At 69.2% G+C, this 16,654-nt stretch carries 16 protein-coding genes; 9 read left to right on the forward strand and 7 right to left on the reverse strand.

The window, feature by feature from the left end; all coding sequences use genetic code 11:
* Positions 1-49: 49 nt before the first annotated feature.
* Both ACFPUZ_RS11990 and ACFPUZ_RS11995 read right to left on the reverse strand, forming a co-directional pair.
* Positions 50-1,822 carry an acetyl/propionyl/methylcrotonyl-CoA carboxylase subunit alpha gene (locus ACFPUZ_RS11990; protein ID WP_377002132.1) on the reverse strand — a complete coding sequence of 591 codons (1,773 nt, stop codon included), beginning with the start codon at positions 1,820-1,822 and terminating at the stop codon, positions 50-52.
* Positions 1,823-2,062: 240 nt separating this feature from the next.
* Positions 2,063-2,944, reverse strand: coding sequence for a sulfurtransferase (locus ACFPUZ_RS11995; RefSeq protein ID WP_377002133.1), 882 nt, complete (start codon positions 2,942-2,944; stop codon positions 2,063-2,065).
* A gap of 251 nt (positions 2,945-3,195) precedes the next feature.
* On the opposite strand from ACFPUZ_RS11995, the gene ACFPUZ_RS12000 reads away from it, so the two are divergent.
* Both ACFPUZ_RS12000 and ACFPUZ_RS12005 read left to right on the forward strand, forming a co-directional pair.
* Positions 3,196-4,257 (forward strand): Cj0069 family protein, encoded by a 1,062-nt coding sequence (locus ACFPUZ_RS12000; protein WP_377002134.1) that lies wholly within the window; start codon positions 3,196-3,198, stop codon positions 4,255-4,257.
* Between the two features lie 162 nt (positions 4,258-4,419).
* A complete protein-coding gene (locus ACFPUZ_RS12005; protein ID WP_377002135.1) occupies positions 4,420-4,770 on the forward strand; it encodes a DUF4282 domain-containing protein in 351 nt (116 codons plus the stop codon).
* Here ACFPUZ_RS12005 and ACFPUZ_RS12010 read toward each other — a convergent pair whose 3' ends face one another.
* The gene (locus ACFPUZ_RS12010; protein ID WP_377002136.1) at positions 4,771-5,190 is read right to left on the reverse strand and encodes a DUF3151 domain-containing protein; all 420 of its coding nucleotides are present in this window, start codon (positions 5,188-5,190) and stop codon (positions 4,771-4,773) included.
* Positions 5,191-5,273: 83 nt separating this feature from the next.
* On the opposite strand from ACFPUZ_RS12010, the gene ACFPUZ_RS12015 reads away from it, so the two are divergent.
* A complete protein-coding gene (locus tag ACFPUZ_RS12015) occupies positions 5,274-7,358 on the forward strand; it encodes an acyltransferase family protein (RefSeq protein ID WP_377002137.1) in 2,085 nt (694 codons plus the stop codon).
* On the opposite strand, the gene ACFPUZ_RS12020 is transcribed toward ACFPUZ_RS12015, so the two are convergent.
* The 4 genes from ACFPUZ_RS12020 to ACFPUZ_RS12035 all read right to left on the reverse strand — a co-directional run bounded on the left by ACFPUZ_RS12020 (position 7,355) and on the right by ACFPUZ_RS12035 (position 11,410).
* Complete coding sequence (locus ACFPUZ_RS12020) at positions 7,355-7,942, reverse strand: Maf family protein (protein ID WP_377002138.1); 588 nt, start codon at positions 7,940-7,942, stop codon at positions 7,355-7,357. The genes ACFPUZ_RS12015 and ACFPUZ_RS12020 overlap by 4 nt on opposite strands.
* Complete coding sequence (locus ACFPUZ_RS12025) at positions 7,942-8,160, reverse strand: acyl-CoA carboxylase subunit epsilon (RefSeq protein WP_377002139.1); 219 nt, start codon at positions 8,158-8,160, stop codon at positions 7,942-7,944. Before ACFPUZ_RS12025 ends, ACFPUZ_RS12020 begins: the two co-directional genes overlap by 1 nt.
* A 10-nt stretch (positions 8,161-8,170) precedes the next feature.
* Positions 8,171-9,709 (reverse strand): acyl-CoA carboxylase subunit beta, encoded by a 1,539-nt coding sequence (locus ACFPUZ_RS12030; protein WP_377002140.1) that lies wholly within the window; start codon positions 9,707-9,709, stop codon positions 8,171-8,173.
* A gap of 69 nt (positions 9,710-9,778) precedes the next feature.
* Positions 9,779-11,410, reverse strand: a complete 1,632-nt coding sequence (locus ACFPUZ_RS12035; RefSeq protein WP_377002141.1) for an acyl-CoA carboxylase subunit beta — start codon at positions 11,408-11,410, stop codon at positions 9,779-9,781.
* A 154-nt stretch (positions 11,411-11,564) separates the two neighbouring features.
* On the opposite strand from ACFPUZ_RS12035, the gene ACFPUZ_RS12040 reads away from it, so the two are divergent.
* From ACFPUZ_RS12040 to ACFPUZ_RS12065, 6 genes are all read left to right on the forward strand, one after another.
* Positions 11,565-12,341 carry a biotin--[acetyl-CoA-carboxylase] ligase gene (locus tag ACFPUZ_RS12040; RefSeq protein ID WP_377002142.1) on the forward strand — a complete coding sequence of 259 codons (777 nt, stop codon included), beginning with the start codon at positions 11,565-11,567 and terminating at the stop codon, positions 12,339-12,341.
* A gap of 24 nt (positions 12,342-12,365) precedes the next feature.
* A complete protein-coding gene (locus tag ACFPUZ_RS12045) occupies positions 12,366-12,839 on the forward strand; it encodes a YdbT family protein (protein WP_377002143.1) in 474 nt (157 codons plus the stop codon).
* A gap of 136 nt (positions 12,840-12,975) precedes the next feature.
* Positions 12,976-14,193 carry a 5-(carboxyamino)imidazole ribonucleotide synthase gene (locus ACFPUZ_RS12050; RefSeq protein WP_377002144.1) on the forward strand — a complete coding sequence of 406 codons (1,218 nt, stop codon included), beginning with the start codon at positions 12,976-12,978 and terminating at the stop codon, positions 14,191-14,193.
* A 9-nt stretch (positions 14,194-14,202) separates the two neighbouring features.
* Positions 14,203-14,703 (forward strand): 5-(carboxyamino)imidazole ribonucleotide mutase, encoded by a 501-nt coding sequence (gene purE, locus ACFPUZ_RS12055; RefSeq protein WP_377002145.1) that lies wholly within the window; start codon positions 14,203-14,205, stop codon positions 14,701-14,703.
* A gap of 21 nt (positions 14,704-14,724) precedes the next feature.
* The gene (locus tag ACFPUZ_RS12060; protein WP_377002146.1) at positions 14,725-16,107 is read left to right on the forward strand and encodes an aldehyde dehydrogenase family protein; all 1,383 of its coding nucleotides are present in this window, start codon (positions 14,725-14,727) and stop codon (positions 16,105-16,107) included.
* On the forward strand, positions 16,107-16,565 hold the full coding sequence (locus ACFPUZ_RS12065; protein WP_377002271.1) for a YdcF family protein: 459 nt from the start codon (positions 16,107-16,109) through the stop codon (positions 16,563-16,565). The genes ACFPUZ_RS12060 and ACFPUZ_RS12065 overlap by 1 nt, the downstream gene beginning before the upstream one ends.
* The last annotated feature ends 89 nt before the right edge of the window (positions 16,566-16,654 follow it).

Here is a 16,654-nt window from a genome sequence, read left to right on the forward strand (position 1 = left end):
CACGCCGAAGCCCCGTCACCAACGAGGTGATGGGGCTGTCAGGCGGGTACTACTTGATCTCCAGCAGGACCTGTCCCTTGGTCACGCCGGCGCCGGCCTCGACGGCCAGGCCCTCGACGACACCGGACTTGTGGGCCTTGACGGGGTTCTCCATCTTCATGGCCTCGAGGACGACGATGACCTCGCCCTCGGTCACCTCCTGGCCGTCGGTGACGTTGACCTTGATGACGGTGCCCTGCATCGGGGCGGCCACGGAGTCACCGGAGGCGCCCCCGGCACCGCCGGCGGAGCGACGCTTCTTGGCCTTCTTCTTCGGGGCGGCGCCGCCACCGAGTGCCAGATCGCCCGGCAGGGAGATCTCGACGCGACGGCCGTCGACCTCGACGACCACCTTGTGGGCCGGGGTGGACTCGTCCTCGGGCAGGTCGGCCGGATCGACGAAAGGCTCGATCGGGTTGTCCCAGACCTCCTCGATCCACTTGGTGTAGACCTCGAAGCCGTTCTCGTCACCGACGAAGGCCGGGTTCTCCACGATGTGGCGGTGGAAGGGGATGACGGTGGGCATGCCCTCGACGACGTACTCGTCCAGGGCGCGGGCGGCGCGCTGGAGGGCCTCCTCGCGGGTCTCACCGGTGACGATGAGCTTGGCCAGCATGGAGTCGAACTGGCCGCCGATGACGGAGCCCTCGCGGACGCCGGAGTCCACGCGGACACCCGGGCCGTCCGGCTGGTGGTAGCGGGTGACGGTGCCGGGGGCGGGCATGAAGTTCATGCCGGCGTCCTCGCCGTTGATGCGGAACTCGAAGGAGTGGCCGCGCGGGGTCGGGTCCTCCTTGTGGCGCAGCTCCTGGCCCTCGGCGATGCGGAACTGCTCACGGACGAGGTCGAGGCCGGTGGTCTCCTCGGTGACCGGGTGCTCCACCTGGAGGCGGGTGTTGACCTCGAGGAAGGAGATGAGCCCGTCGGAACCGACGAGGTACTCGACGGTGCCGGCGCCGTAGTAGCCTGCCTCGCGGCAGATCTGCTTGGCGGACTCGTGGATCTCGGCGCGCTGGGCGTCGCTGAGGAAGGGGGCCGGGGCCTCCTCGACGAGCTTCTGGAAGCGACGCTGCAGGGAGCAGTCGCGGGTGCCGGCGACGATGACGTTGCCGTGCTGGTCGGCCAGCACCTGGGCCTCGACGTGGCGGGCCTTGTCCAGGTAGCGCTCGACGAAGCACTCGCCGCGGCCGAAGGCGGCGACGGCCTCACGGGTGGCGGACTCGTAGAGCTCCTCGACCTCGTCCATGGTGTAGGCGACCTTCATGCCGCGGCCACCGCCACCGAAGGCGGCCTTGATGGCGATGGGCAGTCCGTGCTCCTCGGCGAAGGCGAGGACCTCGGAGGCGTCGGCCACGGGGTCCTTGGTGCCGGGCACCATGGGGGCGTTGGCGCGCTGCGCGATGTGGCGGGCGGTCACCTTGTCGCCGAGGTCGGCGATGGCGGAGGGCGGGGGGCCGATCCAGATGATGCCGGCGTCGATGACGGCCTGGGCGAAGTCGGCGTTCTCGGCGAGGAAGCCGTAGCCGGGGTGGATGGCGTCGGCGCCGGCCTTGGTGGCGGCGTCGATGATCTTCTCGATCACCAGGTAGGACTCGGCGGAGGACTGGCCGCCCAGAGCGAAGGCCTCGTCCGCCATGCCGACGAACGGGGCATCAGCATCCGGCTCGGCGTACACGGCGACGCTGGCGATTCCCGCATCCTTGGCGGCTCGGATCACACGTACCGCGATCTCGCCGCGGTTGGCCACGAGGACCTTGGTGATCTTCTTGGTCTCTACTGCCACTTGGGGGTCCCTTTCATGTGCTGCACTGGAGGTTCGCGTCGGCCCGCCCGCGTGAGGCGGCCGCGCGACGCATGCGACTATTCTTGCACACAAAAACGTGAGCATTCCGTCAGGTTCGTGATTCTGCCCCAAAAAGTCGCGAATCGCCAGTAGAAGCGCACTGAAATCATTCTGTTATCTTCGGCGCGCCGTGCCCGGGCGGTCGGAAACGGGGCCCTTTCGGGGGCGTCGAGAAGCGAATCAGGCGTGCGGGGCCTCGCCGCGGGCGATGGGCATGCGCACCATGTTTCCCCACTCGACCCAGGAGCCGTCGTAGTTGCGCACGTTGGCGAAGCCCAGCAGGTACTTGAGCACGAACCACGTGTGCGCCGTGCGGTCGCCGACGTGGCAGTAGACGGTGGTCTCCGCCTCCGGGTCGAGCGCGGAGTAGAGCTCGGCGAGCTCGGCACGCGAGCGGAAGCGGGAGTTGGGGTGGACGTTGTCCTGCCACGGGAGGTTGACGGCGGTGGGGATGTGGCCGCGCCGCAGGGCCGGGACGAGGGCGGGGGAGTCGTCGGCGCCCACGAGGCCGTTGTACTCCTCGGTGGAGCGGACGTCGACGATGGTGGAGGAGCCGATCTTCTCCAGCATCTCGTCGACGAAGACGCGGTACTCGGCGTCGTTGCGCTCGATGACCGGGTAGTCGGACTCGCGGAACTCGGGCACGACGAAGGAGGTGTCGCGCTCCTCGGCGACCCAGGCGTCACGTCCGCCGTCGAGAAGCCGGACGTCCGCGTGGCCGAAGAGGTCGAAGACCCACAGCGTGAAGGCGGCCCACCAGTTGGACTGGTCGCCGTAGATGACCACGGTGTCGTCGCGGTGGATGCCCTTGGCGCGCATGAGGGCGGCGAAGGATTCGCCGTCGACGATGTCGCGGCTGAGGGGGTCATTGAGGTCCTTCTGCCAGTCGATGCGCACCGCGCCGGGCAGGTGGCCGATGTCGTAGAGGAGGGAGTCCTCGTCGGACTCGATGACCCGCAGGCCGGGCGTGCCCAGGCGGGCGGAGAGCCAGGAGGCGGAGACGAGCCTCTCGGGGTGGGCGTACTCCTGGAACTGGGGGTGCGGGTCGAAGGGAACGGCCACGGTATTCCACCTTTCTGGGCGACTGACCGGCCGTGCGACGCCGGGGTCTAAAGTATGATGAATCATTATGTGAGTCAGTCCCAAGAGTAGTTCAGGGCCGTGCGGAGGGTCACGCGGGGGCGGTCGATGTGGCCTTAATTACTAGTTGTCTCTACAGTGGGCAGACCACAGGGGCAGGCACTAAAATTGCCTGTTGACGGCGCTGTTTGGCAGCGCCGCGTCTCACGTCATTCCCGGAAAGGGGTGCTTCAGTGCACAAGGCAATCGTCGTCTTCGAGGTTGAGGGCGGATCCGACAAGTTCATCGACGGTCACCGCAAGGACACCATGCCGATCGTCAACGCCATCAGGGACGCCGGCTGGAAGGCCGAGGTCGTCTTCTACCGCCCCGAGTGGACGGAGCCCCTCTTCGAGTACGTCTCCGGGAACTTCGACGGGTACATCTCCCGCGTCAACCCGGGCAACATCCCCGGCGGCGAGGACGGCTACTTCGATCTCCTCTCCCGCCTCTCCGAGGTCGGCCTCGTCGGCATGTCCACCCCGGAGGAGATGATGGCCTACGGCGCCAAGGACGCCCTGGTCAAGCTCAAGGACACCGACCTGGTCCCCTCCGACACCGCCGCCTACTACGAGGTCGAGGACTTCCACGCCACCTTCCCCACCTCGCTGTCCTACGGTGAGCGCGTGCTCAAGCAGAACCGCGGCTCCACCGGCACCGGCATCTGGCGCGTCCAGCTGGCGGACAAGGAGCTGGCCGCCTCCGTCGAGCCGGGCACCGCCCTGCCGCTCGACACCGTGCTCAAGGCCACCGAGGCCGTGGACAACCACACCGAGACCCGTGAGCTCGGCGAGTTCATGGACTTCTGTGACCAGTACATCATCGGCAACAACGGCATGCTCGTGGACATGCGCTTCATGCCGCGCATCGTCGAGGGCGAGATCCGCATCCTCCTCGTCGGCCCGCACCCGGTGTTCGTCGTGCACAAGAAGCCGGCCGAGGGCGGCGACAACTTCTCCGCCACCCTCTTCTCCGGTGCGAAGTACACCTATGACTCCCCGGAGAAGTGGCAGGACCTGGTCGACATGTTCGCCGCCGCCCGCCCCGTCATCGCCGAGAACCTCGGCGGGGACAACATCCCGCTCATCTGGACCGCGGACTTCATGCTCGACACCGACGAGGACGGCAACGACACCTACGTCCTCGGCGAGATCAACTGCTCCTGCGTCGGCTTCACCTCGGAGCTCGACATGGGCATCCAGGAGCTGGTGGCCAAGGAGGCCATCGGCCGCGTCGAGGCCAAGCACAACGCCTAGTTGCTTATCGACGCCCCACAGCGCCGACCCCCGCCCGGGGGTCGGCGCTGTTGCTCCTCGTGGAGGTGGTCGCCTGCCCCTGGGAGTCTGCTGTGTTCTAATGAGCACGGACGCAGCTGAACTGCGCGTTTCCTGCCCTCTCGCCTTGAATGGAGTGTCCCCATGACCTACGAACCCTTTGCCCAGCCGGGCCAGCCCCACCAGCCGGTCATGGCCCAGCCCGGGGCCGGGGCGGGCTCGGAGAACTTCTTCGCGGCGCTGCTGGACCTGAGCTTCTCGCAGTTCATCACCGTGAAGTTCGCCAAGTACCTCTACCTTCTGGCGATCATCCTGCACGTGCTGGTGGTGCTTTTCGTCGCGGCGGGCACGTCGGTGAGGGAGGGAAGTTTCCTCGTGTTCCTCGGGACGCTCATCGGCGGTTCCCTCCTGGCGCTGCTTTCCCTCATCGGGGTGCGCCTGGGCCTGGAGCTGGCGGTGGCGATCATCCGCACCGCGCAGAACACCGCGCGTTAGTCACACCCCGTCGATGAGCCTGCCCACCGACTCCGGGTCGGCGTCGGAGAGCATCTGGCGGCAGCGCTCGTACTCGTGGTCCTCGCCGATGAGCTGAGCCGCGCGGGCCAGGGCAGCGATGGCCCGCAGCACCGCCTGATTCGGCTCGTGGGAGAAGGGGACCGGCCCCCAGCCCTTCCACCCGTTGGCGCGCAGGCGGTCGAGGGAGCGGTGGTAGGCGGTGCGGGCGTGGGCGTAGGCGGTGAGCTTGGCCACATCATCCAGCGAACCCGCGGCAAGGAGCATCTCCGCCCGGGTGGCCCACACGAGGGGGCTGTCGGGATGGGCGAGGGCGGTGGCCGCGGCGGCGGGGTCGGCGTCACCGGCGGGATCGGCGGGCAGGTGGACGGGCGGGGGAGCCATCATGTCGTTGAGCTTCATGCCTTCCGAGCCTAGTGAGCTTTAGGGCGCGACGGGGCGGGCTTGTTACCCTGTCTGGGTACTTCAGCAGGGAGGAGGCCGTCATGCAGGCGACGACCACAGCGGCGCAGGCCACGCCGGTCCGCTCGGTGTCCTACCGTTACGACCTGGACGGCCTGCGGGGCATCGCCATCGCCTTCGTCGTGGTGTTCCACGTCTTCGTGGGCAAGGTCTCCGGCGGTGTCGATGTCTTCCTGCTGCTCAGCGGCTACTTCTTCCTCGGCTCTCAGCTGCGCTACGCCGCGCGCGACTCGGCCAGCCGCAATCCGTGGTGGCCCTTCTGGCGCACGCTGCGCAGGCTGTATCCGGCGCTGCTGGTGGTGCTGGGCACGACGGCGGTGGTGTCCTTCCTGTGGGTGCCGCAGATGCGACGCCTGGACATCGTGCAGCAGTTCACCGCCAGCCTGCTCTACTTCCAGAACTGGGAGCTGGCCAGCCAGAGCGCGGACTACAACGTCGCCTCCGGCACCGTCAGCCCCCTGCAGCACCTGTGGTCGATGGCCGTGCAGGGGCAGTTCTACGTCCTGGCGATCGCGGTGGCGATGGTGGTCATCTGGACGGGCCGCTCCCGCTGGGTCACGCCCTTCCTCATCGCGGTGACACTCGCGTCCTTCGCCTACGCATGCTGGATGTGGTGGGAGTTCCAGCCGCTCAACTACTACTCCACGTGGTCCCGGATGTGGCAGCTCACCCTCGGGGCGCTGCTGGCGCTGCACGCCCACCGCCTCCGCCTGCCGACGCGGGTGCAGCAGGCGTGCACCCTCCTCGGTCTGGCGATGGTGCTGTCCACCGGCTTCCTCTTCGACGGGGCCTGGTACTTCCCCGGCGTCGCCGCGCTCTATCCCATCGGCGGCGCGACGCTGGTCATCCTCGGCGGAGGCATCGGCCCGGTGGCGGGCGCGCTCGCGCACCGCGGCATGCGCTGGCTGGGCGACATCGCCTACCCGCTCTACCTGTGGCACTGGCCGGTGCTCATCCTGGCGCTGGTGCTTCTCGACGTGGACACGGTGTCCCTCCCGCTCGGCACCGCGGTCATTCTCGGCTCGCTGGTGCTGGCGGATCTCACCCACCGGCTCGTCGAGAAGCCGCTGCGGCAGCACGCCCGCCGACCGCTCGCGGGGGAGCGACGGGTGGCGGACGCCCGTGCGCAGCTGCGCACCTCCCGCACCGCGCGGGGCCGCGCCGTCGCGGGCAGCCTGCTGGCCGCCGTCCTCGTCGGTCTGCTCACCGTCCAGGGCATCTGGCAGGTCCGCCTCCACAACGCCGGAGGCGTGCTTCTCGACGCCCACCTCTACCCCGGCGCCCGCGCCCTGGAAGGTGCGGACGTCCCGGAGCGCAAACCCGCCCCCGACCCGGACCTGGTGACCTGGATCCTCTCCCCGATATGGACGGAGGACTGCATCTCCCGCTTCGGGGACGATCCGGAGGTCCTGCCCGTCGATGTCCGCGGCCAGGACTGTGTCTTCGGCGACCGCGCCGCCACCCGCGACGTCTACCTCGTCGGCGGCTCCCACGCCGAGCAGTGGGTCATCCCCCTCGACGCACTCGGGAGGGAGCACGGCTTCCGGGTCGTGCCCCTCGTGCGCCAGTCCTGCCCCACGTTCGCGGAGGAACGCGACGGGCTCTTCGAACCGGACTGCGTGCGTTTCAACGAGCGCGTGCTTGAGCGCCTCGCCGAGGCGGACCCGGAGCTGGTCATCTCCACGACCACCCGGCCGCGCATCGAGCACGGCGGGCGCGAGGAACAGGTCCCCGCCTCCTACCCGACGTTCTGGAACTTCCTCGCCGAGCACGACATCCCCTTCGCCGGGCTGCGCGACAACCCGTGGAGCACCTTCGAGGACGGCACCGATCTCTCGGTCCCGGTGTGCATGCTCGATCTGGAGGATCCGGAGCTGTGCGGGATCAACGCCGCGGACTTCTACCAGCCGCAGGACCCGGCGGCCCGCCACCTCAACCGGATGCCGCACGCGAAGGCGATTGACACCCGGGGCTGGTACTGCGTGGATGACCTGTGCCCGGCGGTGATCGGCAACATCTTCGTCTACCGCGACGCCAACCACCTCTCCGCGCCCTACGTGCTCTCCCTGGCGCCGCAGCTGTGGGAGGAGGTCGCGGAGTTCCTCTAACGCCAGAAGGCGCTGGCGTCGAGCCCGAAGCTGTAGAGCGCGCGGCGGAGCACCGGCAGGCTCAGCCCGATGACCGACGACGGATCCCCCTCGATCCGGTCGATGAACCAGCCGCCCAGGGCCTCCAGCGTGAAGGCGCCGGCGCACTGCCAGGGCTCCCCGGAGGCGGCATAGGCCGCGATGTCGGCGTCGGAGGCCTGCGCGAAGTGCACGGTGGTGGCGGAGGTCTCCACGAACTCCTGCTCCCCGAAAAGAATGCAGTGCCCGGTGAGCAGCTGGGCCACCTTCCCGGCCTGCTCGTGCCAGCGGGCGACGGTGGCCTCGCGGGTGTGGGGCTTGCCCTGCAGGTGGTCGTCGATAAGCAGCATGGAGTCGCCGCCGATGACCACGTCCCCCGGGTGGTCGGCGGCGACGGCGTGCGCCTTGGCGCGGGCCAGGGCCGCGACGGCCGCGGCCGGGCTGCCCTCATGAGCGGCCAGCAGGGCGTCCTCGTCCACGTCGGCGGGCCGGATGAGCGGGTCCACGCCCGCGTTGACCAGGATCATCCGCCGCGAGGGCGAGGATGAGGCGAGGACGATCCGCATCAGTAGAAGGTGACGTTGCGGAACGCGTTCGGGTTGTAGAGGGTGGTGCGCTGCAGGCGGTCCTCGGGGCGGCCCCACAGGTTGCGCTCCCCGGACTCGGCCGCGGGGCGCTGCTTGGCCAGCGCGGTGAGCACGGCGGTGAGCGCGGCCAATTCGGTGGCGTCCGGGTTGCCCTTGAGCACGCGGAACAGCGGCTTGTCGGCGAGGGTGGTGGTCACTGGTGTCTCCTTAGAGAGGGATGTTTCCGTGCTTTTTCGGCGGGGTCTGGATGACCTTGCGGTCGAGCAGGCGCAGGCCCTCGATGAGCTGGGGGCGGGTGGTCGACGGCTCGATGACGGCGTCCACCAGACTGCGTTCGGCGGCGAGGTAGGGGTTGATGTGGTGCTCGGCGTAGGCCTGTTCGTCGATGCTGCCAGCGAGGGCGGCCACGGCGGCCGGTGCCTCGGTGACGGCGATCTCCGCCGTCGGCCAGGCGAAGACGAGGTCCGCGCCGAGATCCTTCGAGCCCATGAGCACGTAGGCGGGCCCGATGGCCTTGCGGACGATGACGGTGATCTTGCCGACACTCGCCTCGGCATAAGCGTAGGCCAGCTTGGCACCCCGGCGCAGCACTCCGGCGTGCTCCTCCTCCGCGGAGGGGAGGAAACCGGGGGAGTCGACGAACTCGACGACGGGCAGGTTGAAGGAGTCACAGGTGCGGATGAAGCGCGCCGCCTTCTCCGCCGCGGCGGCGTCGAGGCAGCCGGCCAGCTCTGCGGGCTGATTGGCCACCACACCCACCGCGCGCCCCTCGACGCGGGCGAAGGCGGTGACGATGTTGGCGGCGTAGTGCGCCTGCAGCTCGAGGAACTCGCCATTATCGACGACCCGGCGCACGACGTCGCGGACGTCGTAGGCGTGGGAGTCGGCGTCCGGGATGAAGGAATCCAGCTCCCGGTCGGTGTCGCTGAGCTCCAGGGAGGCCTCGGCCTCCGCGCGCGGGGCCTCGGCGCGGTTGTTCGCCGGCAGGTAGCCGACGACCTCCTTGACCAGGGTGAGGGCCTGCAGGTCGGTGGGGGCGCTGAGATGCGTGGTGCCCGAGGTGGTGGCGTGCACGGTGGCGGAACCGAGGGACTCCGGGGTGGCCGCCTGACCGGTGACCTGCTCCACGATCTCCGCGGCGGCCAGGTGCAGCGCGGCACCCTCGACCATGACGACGACGTCGGCGAACACCGGGGCCAGCCCGTGCATGCCGGCGGTGTCCCCGGTGACCACGCTGATCTGCGGGATGAGCCCCGAGGCGGTGGTGCTGCGCGCGAGGATCCGCGAGTACATCGACAGGGTGACGATGCCCTCCGCGACGCGCGCCCCGGCCCCTTCGTGGATGCCGATGATTGGCACGCCCGTCTTGATGGCCAGGTCATAGACCTTGATGATCTTCTCGCCGTAGACCTCGCCCAGCGCGCCGTCGAAAATGGAGCTGTCCTGGGAGAACACGCAGACCTTGCGGCCGTCGATGGTGCCGTAACCGGTGACGACACCGTCGGTGAGCGGACGCTCGGCGTCGAGGCCGAACTGCGTCGAGCGGTGGCGGGCGAGGGCATCGGTCTCGACGAACGAGGCGTCGTCGAGAAGCGCCAGGACCCGCTCGCGGGCGGTGGCGCGGCCGGAGGCGTGGGTGGCCTCGACGGCGTCGGTCCCCACCGGGGCCTCGGCCTCCGCCAGGCGGGCGCGCAGGTCGGCGAGCCTTCCGGCGGTGGTCGTGAGATCAGGGGAGGTGGAAGTCATGGTCCTCAAGTCTAGACGGCGACGCCCCGCCCGCGAAGACGAGCCACGGGCGGGGCGGGAAACACCGGTTTACAGCGGGATGTTGCCGTGCTTACGGGCCGGGCGGGACACGTTCTTGTCCTTGTACAGGCGCAGGTTACGGGCGATCATGCCGCGGGTCTCCGAGGGCAGGATGACCGCGTCGATGAGCCCGCGCTCGGCGGCCTTGTACGGGTTGAGCATGTGGTCCTCGTACTCGCGCTCGAAGGACTTGGCCAGCTCGACCACGTCGAGGCCCTTGGTCTCGGCCTCCTTGAGCTCCTTGCGGTAGATGAAGCCCACGGCGCCGGCGGCACCCATGACGGCGATCTGGGCGGTCGGCCACGCCAGGTTGACGTCGGCGCCCAAGCCCTTGGAGCCCATGACGCAGTACGCGCCGCCGTAGGCCTTGCGCATGGTGACGGTGATCTTCGGGACGGTGGCCTCGCCGTAGGCGTAGAGCAGCTTGGCGCCGCGGCGGAGGATGCCGCCGTACTCCTGGCCGGCGCCGGGCAGGAAGCCGGGGACGTCGACAAGCAGCACGATGGGGATGTTGAAGGCGTCGCAGGTGCGGATGAAGCGGGCGGCCTTCTCGGAGGAGTCGATGTCCAGGCAGCCGGCGTAGACGGCGGGCTGGTTGGCGACGAAGCCGACGGACTGGCCCTCGATGCGGCCGAAGGCGATGACGACGTTCTCGGCGCGCTCGGCCTGGATCTCCAGGTACTCACCGTCGTCGGTGAGGCACTCGATGACCTCGCGGACGTCGTAGGGCTGGGTCGGGGAGTCCGGGATGATGCCGTCGAGCTTGAGGTCGTCGGCGGTGATGTTGTCACCGACGGAGCCCTGGTCGGCGGAGAACTCCTCGTAGGGGGCGACGGTGCGGTTGTTGGAGGGCAGGAAGCCCACGAGGTCGTGCACCCAGTCGAGGGCCTCCTCGTCGGTCTTCGCGGTGAAGTGGGAGTTGCCCGCGGTGGTCATGTGGGTGGAGGCGCCGCCGAGCTCCTCCTGGGTGATCTCCTCGCCGGTGACGGTCTTGATGACGTCGGGGCCGGTCACGAACATCTTCGAGGACTGGTCGACCATGACGACGAAGTCGGTCAGCGCCGGGGAGTAGGCGTTGCCGCCGGCGCAGGCGCCCATGATCACGGAGATCTGCGGCACGACGCCGGAGGCGTGGATGTTCTGGTAGAAGGTGCGGGCGATCTGGTCGAGGGAGACCGCGCCGTCCTGGATACGCGCGCCGGCGCCCTCGTAGAGGCCGATGAGCGGGCGGCCGGTGGTGACGGCCAGATCCATGATCTTGATCATCTTCTCGCCGTAGACCTCGCCGAGGGCGCCACCGAAGACGGTGCCGTCCTGGGAGAAGATGCATACCTCGCGGCCGTCGATGGTGCCCCAGCCGGTGACGATGCCGTCGGTGGTCGGGCGCTTCTTGCCCATGCCGAAGTCGGTCGTGCGGTGCTTGGCCAGCATGTCGGTCTCGACGAAGGAACCCTCGTCGAGGAGGTAATCGAGGCGCTCACGCGCGGTGAGGCGCTCCTGGGAGTGGACGCGCTCAACGGCCTTCTCACCCATCGGGTAGGTGGCCTCGGCACGGCGACGCTTCAGGTCGGCGATCTTGCCGGCGGTGGTGGTGACGTCGGTCAGCTCAGTCAGGTCCGTCAAAGGTGAGGAAATGGTCATGTTTGGGGAGTCTAGACCCCTTTGCCGCTAGTTTCCATAACGAAAGTGGTGTGATGCGCGTCACTATAGGCATTTATGCAGGTGGTGGTAGTTTTTTCGGCAAAACATCGGCGTGTCGGAAGTGACTGGTGTGGCGGGGGATAGGCTGTGACGCGTGAATTCCTTCGCCTCCCGCCTCCCCGGATATGCCGCCGTCCGCTGGGTCGACACCACCGGATCCACCAACGCCGACCTGCTCGCCGACACCACCGCCCCCGCCTACACCGTGCTCATAGCCGGTGCCCAGAGCTCCGGGCGCGGTCGCCTGGGGCGCCCCTGGGCCTCCCCGCCGGGCACCCAGTCCATCATGTCCGTGCTGCTGCGGCCCTCCCCGGCGGAGATGGATCAGCTGGGCACCATCCCGCTGGCCGCCGGGCTGGCCGTGCTCGACGCGGCGCGCGCCGTCTCCGGGGTTGGGGCCGGGCAGGGCCCGGAACTGAAATGGCCCAACGACGTCCTGTGGCAGGGACGCAAGCTGTGCGGGATCCTCGCCGAGGCCGCGGGCTTCCCCGAGGACCCGCGCGTGGTCCTCGGCCTGGGCGTCAACGTCTCCCTCACCCGGGAACAGCTGCCCGTCGCGCACGCCACCTCCCTGGCGCTGGAAGGGGTCGCCGTCACCGCCGAGGACATGACGGTGGCCGTGCTCACCTCCCTGCGGAGTCGCCTGGAGCAGTGGTCCCGCGGCGACCGCACCCTCATGGACGACTACCGCCGCGAGTGCATCACCATCGGCCGCCCCGTCCGCGTGGAGACCGCCACCGGCGACCTCCACGGCACCGTCACCGACGTCGCCCCCGACGGCCGCATCGATCTGCTCACCGACACCGGCGAGCGTCACCTCATCGCCGCCGGCGACGTCACCCATCTGCGACGCACCGACACCTCCTATTAGACAGCCCGGGTAGGATCCGCACGCATGGGACTGTTCCGACCTGTCAGGGGAGAAGTGGTGCGCGCCGACCTCACGTCGCCGCTGCACACACTCACCTTCCCCACCCTGGAACTGATCCTGGTCACGGGCCTGAGCTGGATGCTCATCGGCTGGCTCGACCAGCCCGGCTCCGTCGTGGACCCGCAGGTGCGCAACACCGTGGTGCTGGTGTGGTTGGTGCTGGCCTTCTGGCGCTTCGTCTGGCCGCTGCTGAAATCACGCCGCCGCCGCCTCGTGGTCACCGACCAGCGCCTGGTCGTCCGCGCCGGGGAGATGCGGGCCCGCACCGACTCCATCCCCTTCCGGGACATCCGCTCCGTGCAGCGCCGCCGCAACGGGATCTACCTGGCCATCGTCGGCTACGAGCGGCCGCTGTACTTCCCGGACGTCCCCCGCGCCAAGAAGGTCACCGCCCTCATCGAGGAATCCCTGCCGCCGGCGCCGGTGCGCTACTGGTAGGTCGGCGCCCGGCGGGCTGACATCGGTTCCGCGAAAGCCCAGGACGGGACTGAAATCTTGCCTTGAGGTCAGCCCGGCGGGCGATCCGCCCCCGGACACTTCTGGGAATGCGGGCGCGCTGACTATAGTGAAGGCCGTGACTGAACCCGCAGGTAACCCGAACGCCCACGTCCCCGGTATGCCGGTCGTCGCCGTCATCGGTGACGGGCAGCTGGCCCGCATGATGCAGACGGAGGCGATCGAGCTCGGCCAGTCGATCCGCCTTCTCGCCGGGACGCCCGACTCCTCCGCCGCCCAGGTCGCGGCGGATGTGGTCCTCGGTGACTACACCGACCTCGACGATCTGCGCGTCGCCGTCGCGGGCGCGGACGTCATGACCTTCGACCATGAGCACGTGCCCACCGAGCACCTCCACCAGCTCATCGCCGAGGGCGTCAACGTCCAGCCCGGGCCCGATGCCCTGGTCAACGCCCAGGACAAGCTGCTCATGCGCAAGAAGCTGCGCGAGATCGGGGCCCCGGTCCCGCCCTTCGCCGCCATCGAGTCGGTCGAGGACGCCCGCGGCTTCTCCGCCGCCGTCGACGGCGCTGTCTGCCTCAAGGCCCGCCGCGGCGGCTACGACGGGCACGGCGTGTGGTTCCCCGAGCCCGCCGAGCTCGACTCTCTCGTACAGGAGCTTCTCGACGCCGGCACGCCCCTCATGGCAGAGAAGAAGGTGGACCTCGTCCGCGAACTGTCCGCCATGGTCGCCCGCCGCCCTTCCGGTGAGGTCGTGCCGTGGCCGGTCGTGGAGTCCGTGCAGAAGAACGGCATCTGCACCGAGGCCGTCGCCCCCGCCCCCGACCTGTCCCCGGAGCTGGCGGAACGCGCCCGGCAGCTGGCCGTCACCATCGCCGAGGAGCTCGGGGTCACCGGCGTGCTGGCCGTCGAGCTCTTCGAGTTCCGGGACGGCAACGGGCAGCCCACCATCGCGGTCAACGAGCTGGCCATGCGCCCCCACAACACCGGCCACTGGACGCAGGCGGGGTGCGTGACCAGCCAGTTCGAGCAGCACCTGCGCGCGGTCCTCGACTGGCCGCTGGGTTCGGTGCGCCAGACCGCGCCGGTCACCGTCATGGCCAATGTCCTGGGCGGCGACACCGACCCGGAGAAGCCCATGGCCGAGCGCATGCTCGATGTCCACGCCCGGTTCCCGGAGGCCAAGATCCACATGTACGGCAAGACCTGGCGCGCAGGTCGGAAGATCGGCCACGTCAACCTCGCGGGTGACGATGTCGAGCGCGTGCGTCGAGAAGCTCGTCTGGCCGCCCACTACCTCGTCACCGCCCGCTGGGCGGACGGCTACCTCTCTTAAGGAGAAATCATGTCCCCGCTTGTCGGCATCATCATGGGCTCGGATTCGGACTGGCCCACCATCTCCCCCGCAGCCGAGGCGCTCGCCGAGTTCGGCGTCCCCTTCGAGGTGGGCGTCATGTCCGCGCACCGCACCCCGGAGCGCATGCTCAGCTACGCCAAGTCGGCCCACGAGCGCGGGCTCAAGGCCATCATCGCCTGCGCCGGCGGTGCCGCCCACCTGCCGGGCATGGTCGCCGCCGCGACGCCGCTGCCGGTCATCGGCGTGCCGCGTGCGCTGGCGGATCTCGACGGCATGGACTCGCTGCTGTCCATCGTGCAGATGCCCGCCGGCGTGCCCGTGGCGACCGTCTCCATCGGCGGAGCGAAGAACGCCGGCCTGCTGGCGGTGCGGATTCTCGGGGCCGGTGACCCGGTGCTCGTCGAGAAGATGGCCGCCTACCAGCAGACCATGGCCGCCGAGGTGGAGGCCAAGGACGAGCGTCTGCGCCGGAGCCTGCTCGAGGGTTAGTCCTTCAGGTATGCAGGGGGCATGACTATTTTCGCTCTGGAGAACCCCAGCACCGGCCGCTCCGAGGAGACGTTCACGCGCATCGACGATTCCGAGCGCGACGCCATCCTCGACCGCGCCACCGCCGCGCAGCGCACGTGGCGGTCCACCACCATCGACGAGCGCGCGCAGATTCTGCGCCGCACAGCCGAGATCTACCGGGAGCGCACCGACGAGCTCGCCGCGCTCATCGGCCGGGAGATGGGCAAGCTGCGCCGCCAGGCGGTGGGGGAGCTGGGCACGGTGGTGAAGATTTACGAGTGGTACGCCGACCACGCCCACGAGCTGCTCGCTGACAAGGAGCTGCCGGCCGACGGCGCCCTGCGGACCTTCGTGCGCAAGGACCCGCTGGGTACCGTGCTGGGCATCATGCCGTGGAACTACCCCTACTATCAGGTCGCCCGCTGGGCGGCGCCGAACCTGCTGGTGGGCAACGCGCTGGTGCTCAAGCACGCCTCGCTCTGCCCGCTGTCCTCGCAGGCGTGCCAGGACATCCTGGAGGAGGCCGGGCTGCCGGAGGGCGTGTTCCAGAACATCTACGCCTCCGGATCCCAGATGGATGCGTTCATCGCGGACCAGCGGGTGGCGGCCGTGTCGCTCACCGGCTCCGAGGACGCCGGTTCGGCCGTGGCGAAGACCGCCGGCGAGCACTACAAGAAGTCCCTCCTCGAGCTCGGCGGCAACGACCCCTTCGTGGTGCTCGACGACCACAACCTCGACCAGGTGCTGCGTCGCTATGTCGGGTCCCGCATGTCCAACGCCGGGCAGTCCTGCACCGCGCCGAAGCGGCTCATCGTCCTCGACGAGTTCTATGACCGCGCGCTGGAGTACCTCACCGACAAGATCGGCGGCCTCCAGGTCGGGCCGTGGGATGAGGAGGAGGCCAAGGTGGGGCCGCTGTCGTCGATAAGCGCGCGCGATGAGATCGCCGAACGCATCGAGGACGCGGTGCGCAACGGCGACGCGACGCTCGTCGTCGGTGGGCGCGCCCTCGACCGCGCGGGCGCGTATCTGGAGCCGGCGCTGCTCACCGACGTCAACCCGCGCGCCGACATCGGCCGCAACGAGATCTTCGGCCCCGTCGCGCTGCTCTACCGGGCGGCGGACGTGGAGGACGCCGTCGCCATCGCCAACGACACCGACTACGGCCTCGGCAGCTACGTCTACGGCTCTGACCTGGAGCAGGCCCGCGCCGTTGCCTCCCGCATCGAAGCCGGTATGACCTGGATCAACGAGGCCGGCGGCGGCGGGCCCGGGCAGCCCTTCGGCGGCATCGGGCGCTCCGGCTACGGCCGCGAGCTGGGCCAGTGGGGCGTCGACGAGTTCGCCAACGAGCACCTCTTCCGGGTGAACGAAGCGCCGTGATCCTCATCCTCGGCGCGCGCACGCTGCACGGCTACCCCAGCCGCATTCTCGTCGACCGGCTGCGCGCCGCCCTCCCGCTTATCGACGCCCCCTCCCTCCCCGTCGTCGTCTCCGGCGACGGGGAGGCCGCCGCCATGGCCGACTGGCTCGCCGAGCACGGGGTCGATCCGGGCCAGGTGGTGCGGGAGCCCTACGCCCGCTCCACCAACGAGAACCTCGAGAACGCCCACGCCCTCCTTCCCGGGGTGGAACGCTGGACCGTGGTCACCTCCGACTTCCACGTGCTGCGCACCCGTCTGTGGGCCTGGCACCTGGGGATTCCCGTGCGCGTGGTGGGTGCGCCGACGCAGCGCCGCGACCTGGTGGTGGCGGCGCTGCGGGAATGCGTGGCGCTGCCGCATTCGGCGCTGCGGATCGGGTGGCGGCGGCTACTGGCTAGAGCGTCACGCTCCGACTGACGAGGATGTCGAAGAATGCGAGGGTATTCGATGCTTTTCTTGGGGGGACAATGTTCCAAATAGGGGGGATTACATTCTTTGGAATGTAT

Source organism: Corynebacterium nasicanis (genome assembly GCF_042658165.1).
GTDB lineage: Bacteria > Actinomycetota > Actinomycetes > Mycobacteriales > Mycobacteriaceae > Corynebacterium > Corynebacterium nasicanis.

What these genes read in the sequence shown, in the direction of transcription:
- ACFPUZ_RS12015 (WP_377002137.1), top strand. Translation starts at nt 5,274, where the DNA reads ATGCAGGCGACGACCACAGCGGCGCAGGCCACGCCGGTCCGCTCGGTG.
- ACFPUZ_RS12060 (WP_377002146.1), top strand. Translation starts at nt 14,725, where the DNA reads ATGACTATTTTCGCTCTGGAGAACCCCAGCACCGGCCGCTCCGAGGAG.
- ACFPUZ_RS12045 (WP_377002143.1), top strand. Translation starts at nt 12,366, where the DNA reads ATGGGACTGTTCCGACCTGTCAGGGGAGAAGTGGTGCGCGCCGACCTC.
- ACFPUZ_RS12010 (WP_377002136.1), bottom strand. Translation starts at nt 5,190, where the DNA reads ATGAAGCTCAACGACATGATGGCTCCCCCGCCCGTCCACCTGCCCGCC.
- ACFPUZ_RS12005 (WP_377002135.1), top strand. Translation starts at nt 4,420, where the DNA reads ATGACCTACGAACCCTTTGCCCAGCCGGGCCAGCCCCACCAGCCGGTC.
- ACFPUZ_RS12020 (WP_377002138.1), bottom strand. Translation starts at nt 7,942, where the DNA reads ATGCGGATCGTCCTCGCCTCATCCTCGCCCTCGCGGCGGATGATCCTG.
- ACFPUZ_RS12035 (WP_377002141.1), bottom strand. Translation starts at nt 11,410, where the DNA reads ATGACCATTTCCTCACCTTTGACGGACCTGACTGAGCTGACCGACGTC.
- purE (WP_377002145.1), top strand. Translation starts at nt 14,203, where the DNA reads ATGTCCCCGCTTGTCGGCATCATCATGGGCTCGGATTCGGACTGGCCC.
- ACFPUZ_RS12030 (WP_377002140.1), bottom strand. Translation starts at nt 9,709, where the DNA reads ATGACTTCCACCTCCCCTGATCTCACGACCACCGCCGGAAGGCTCGCC.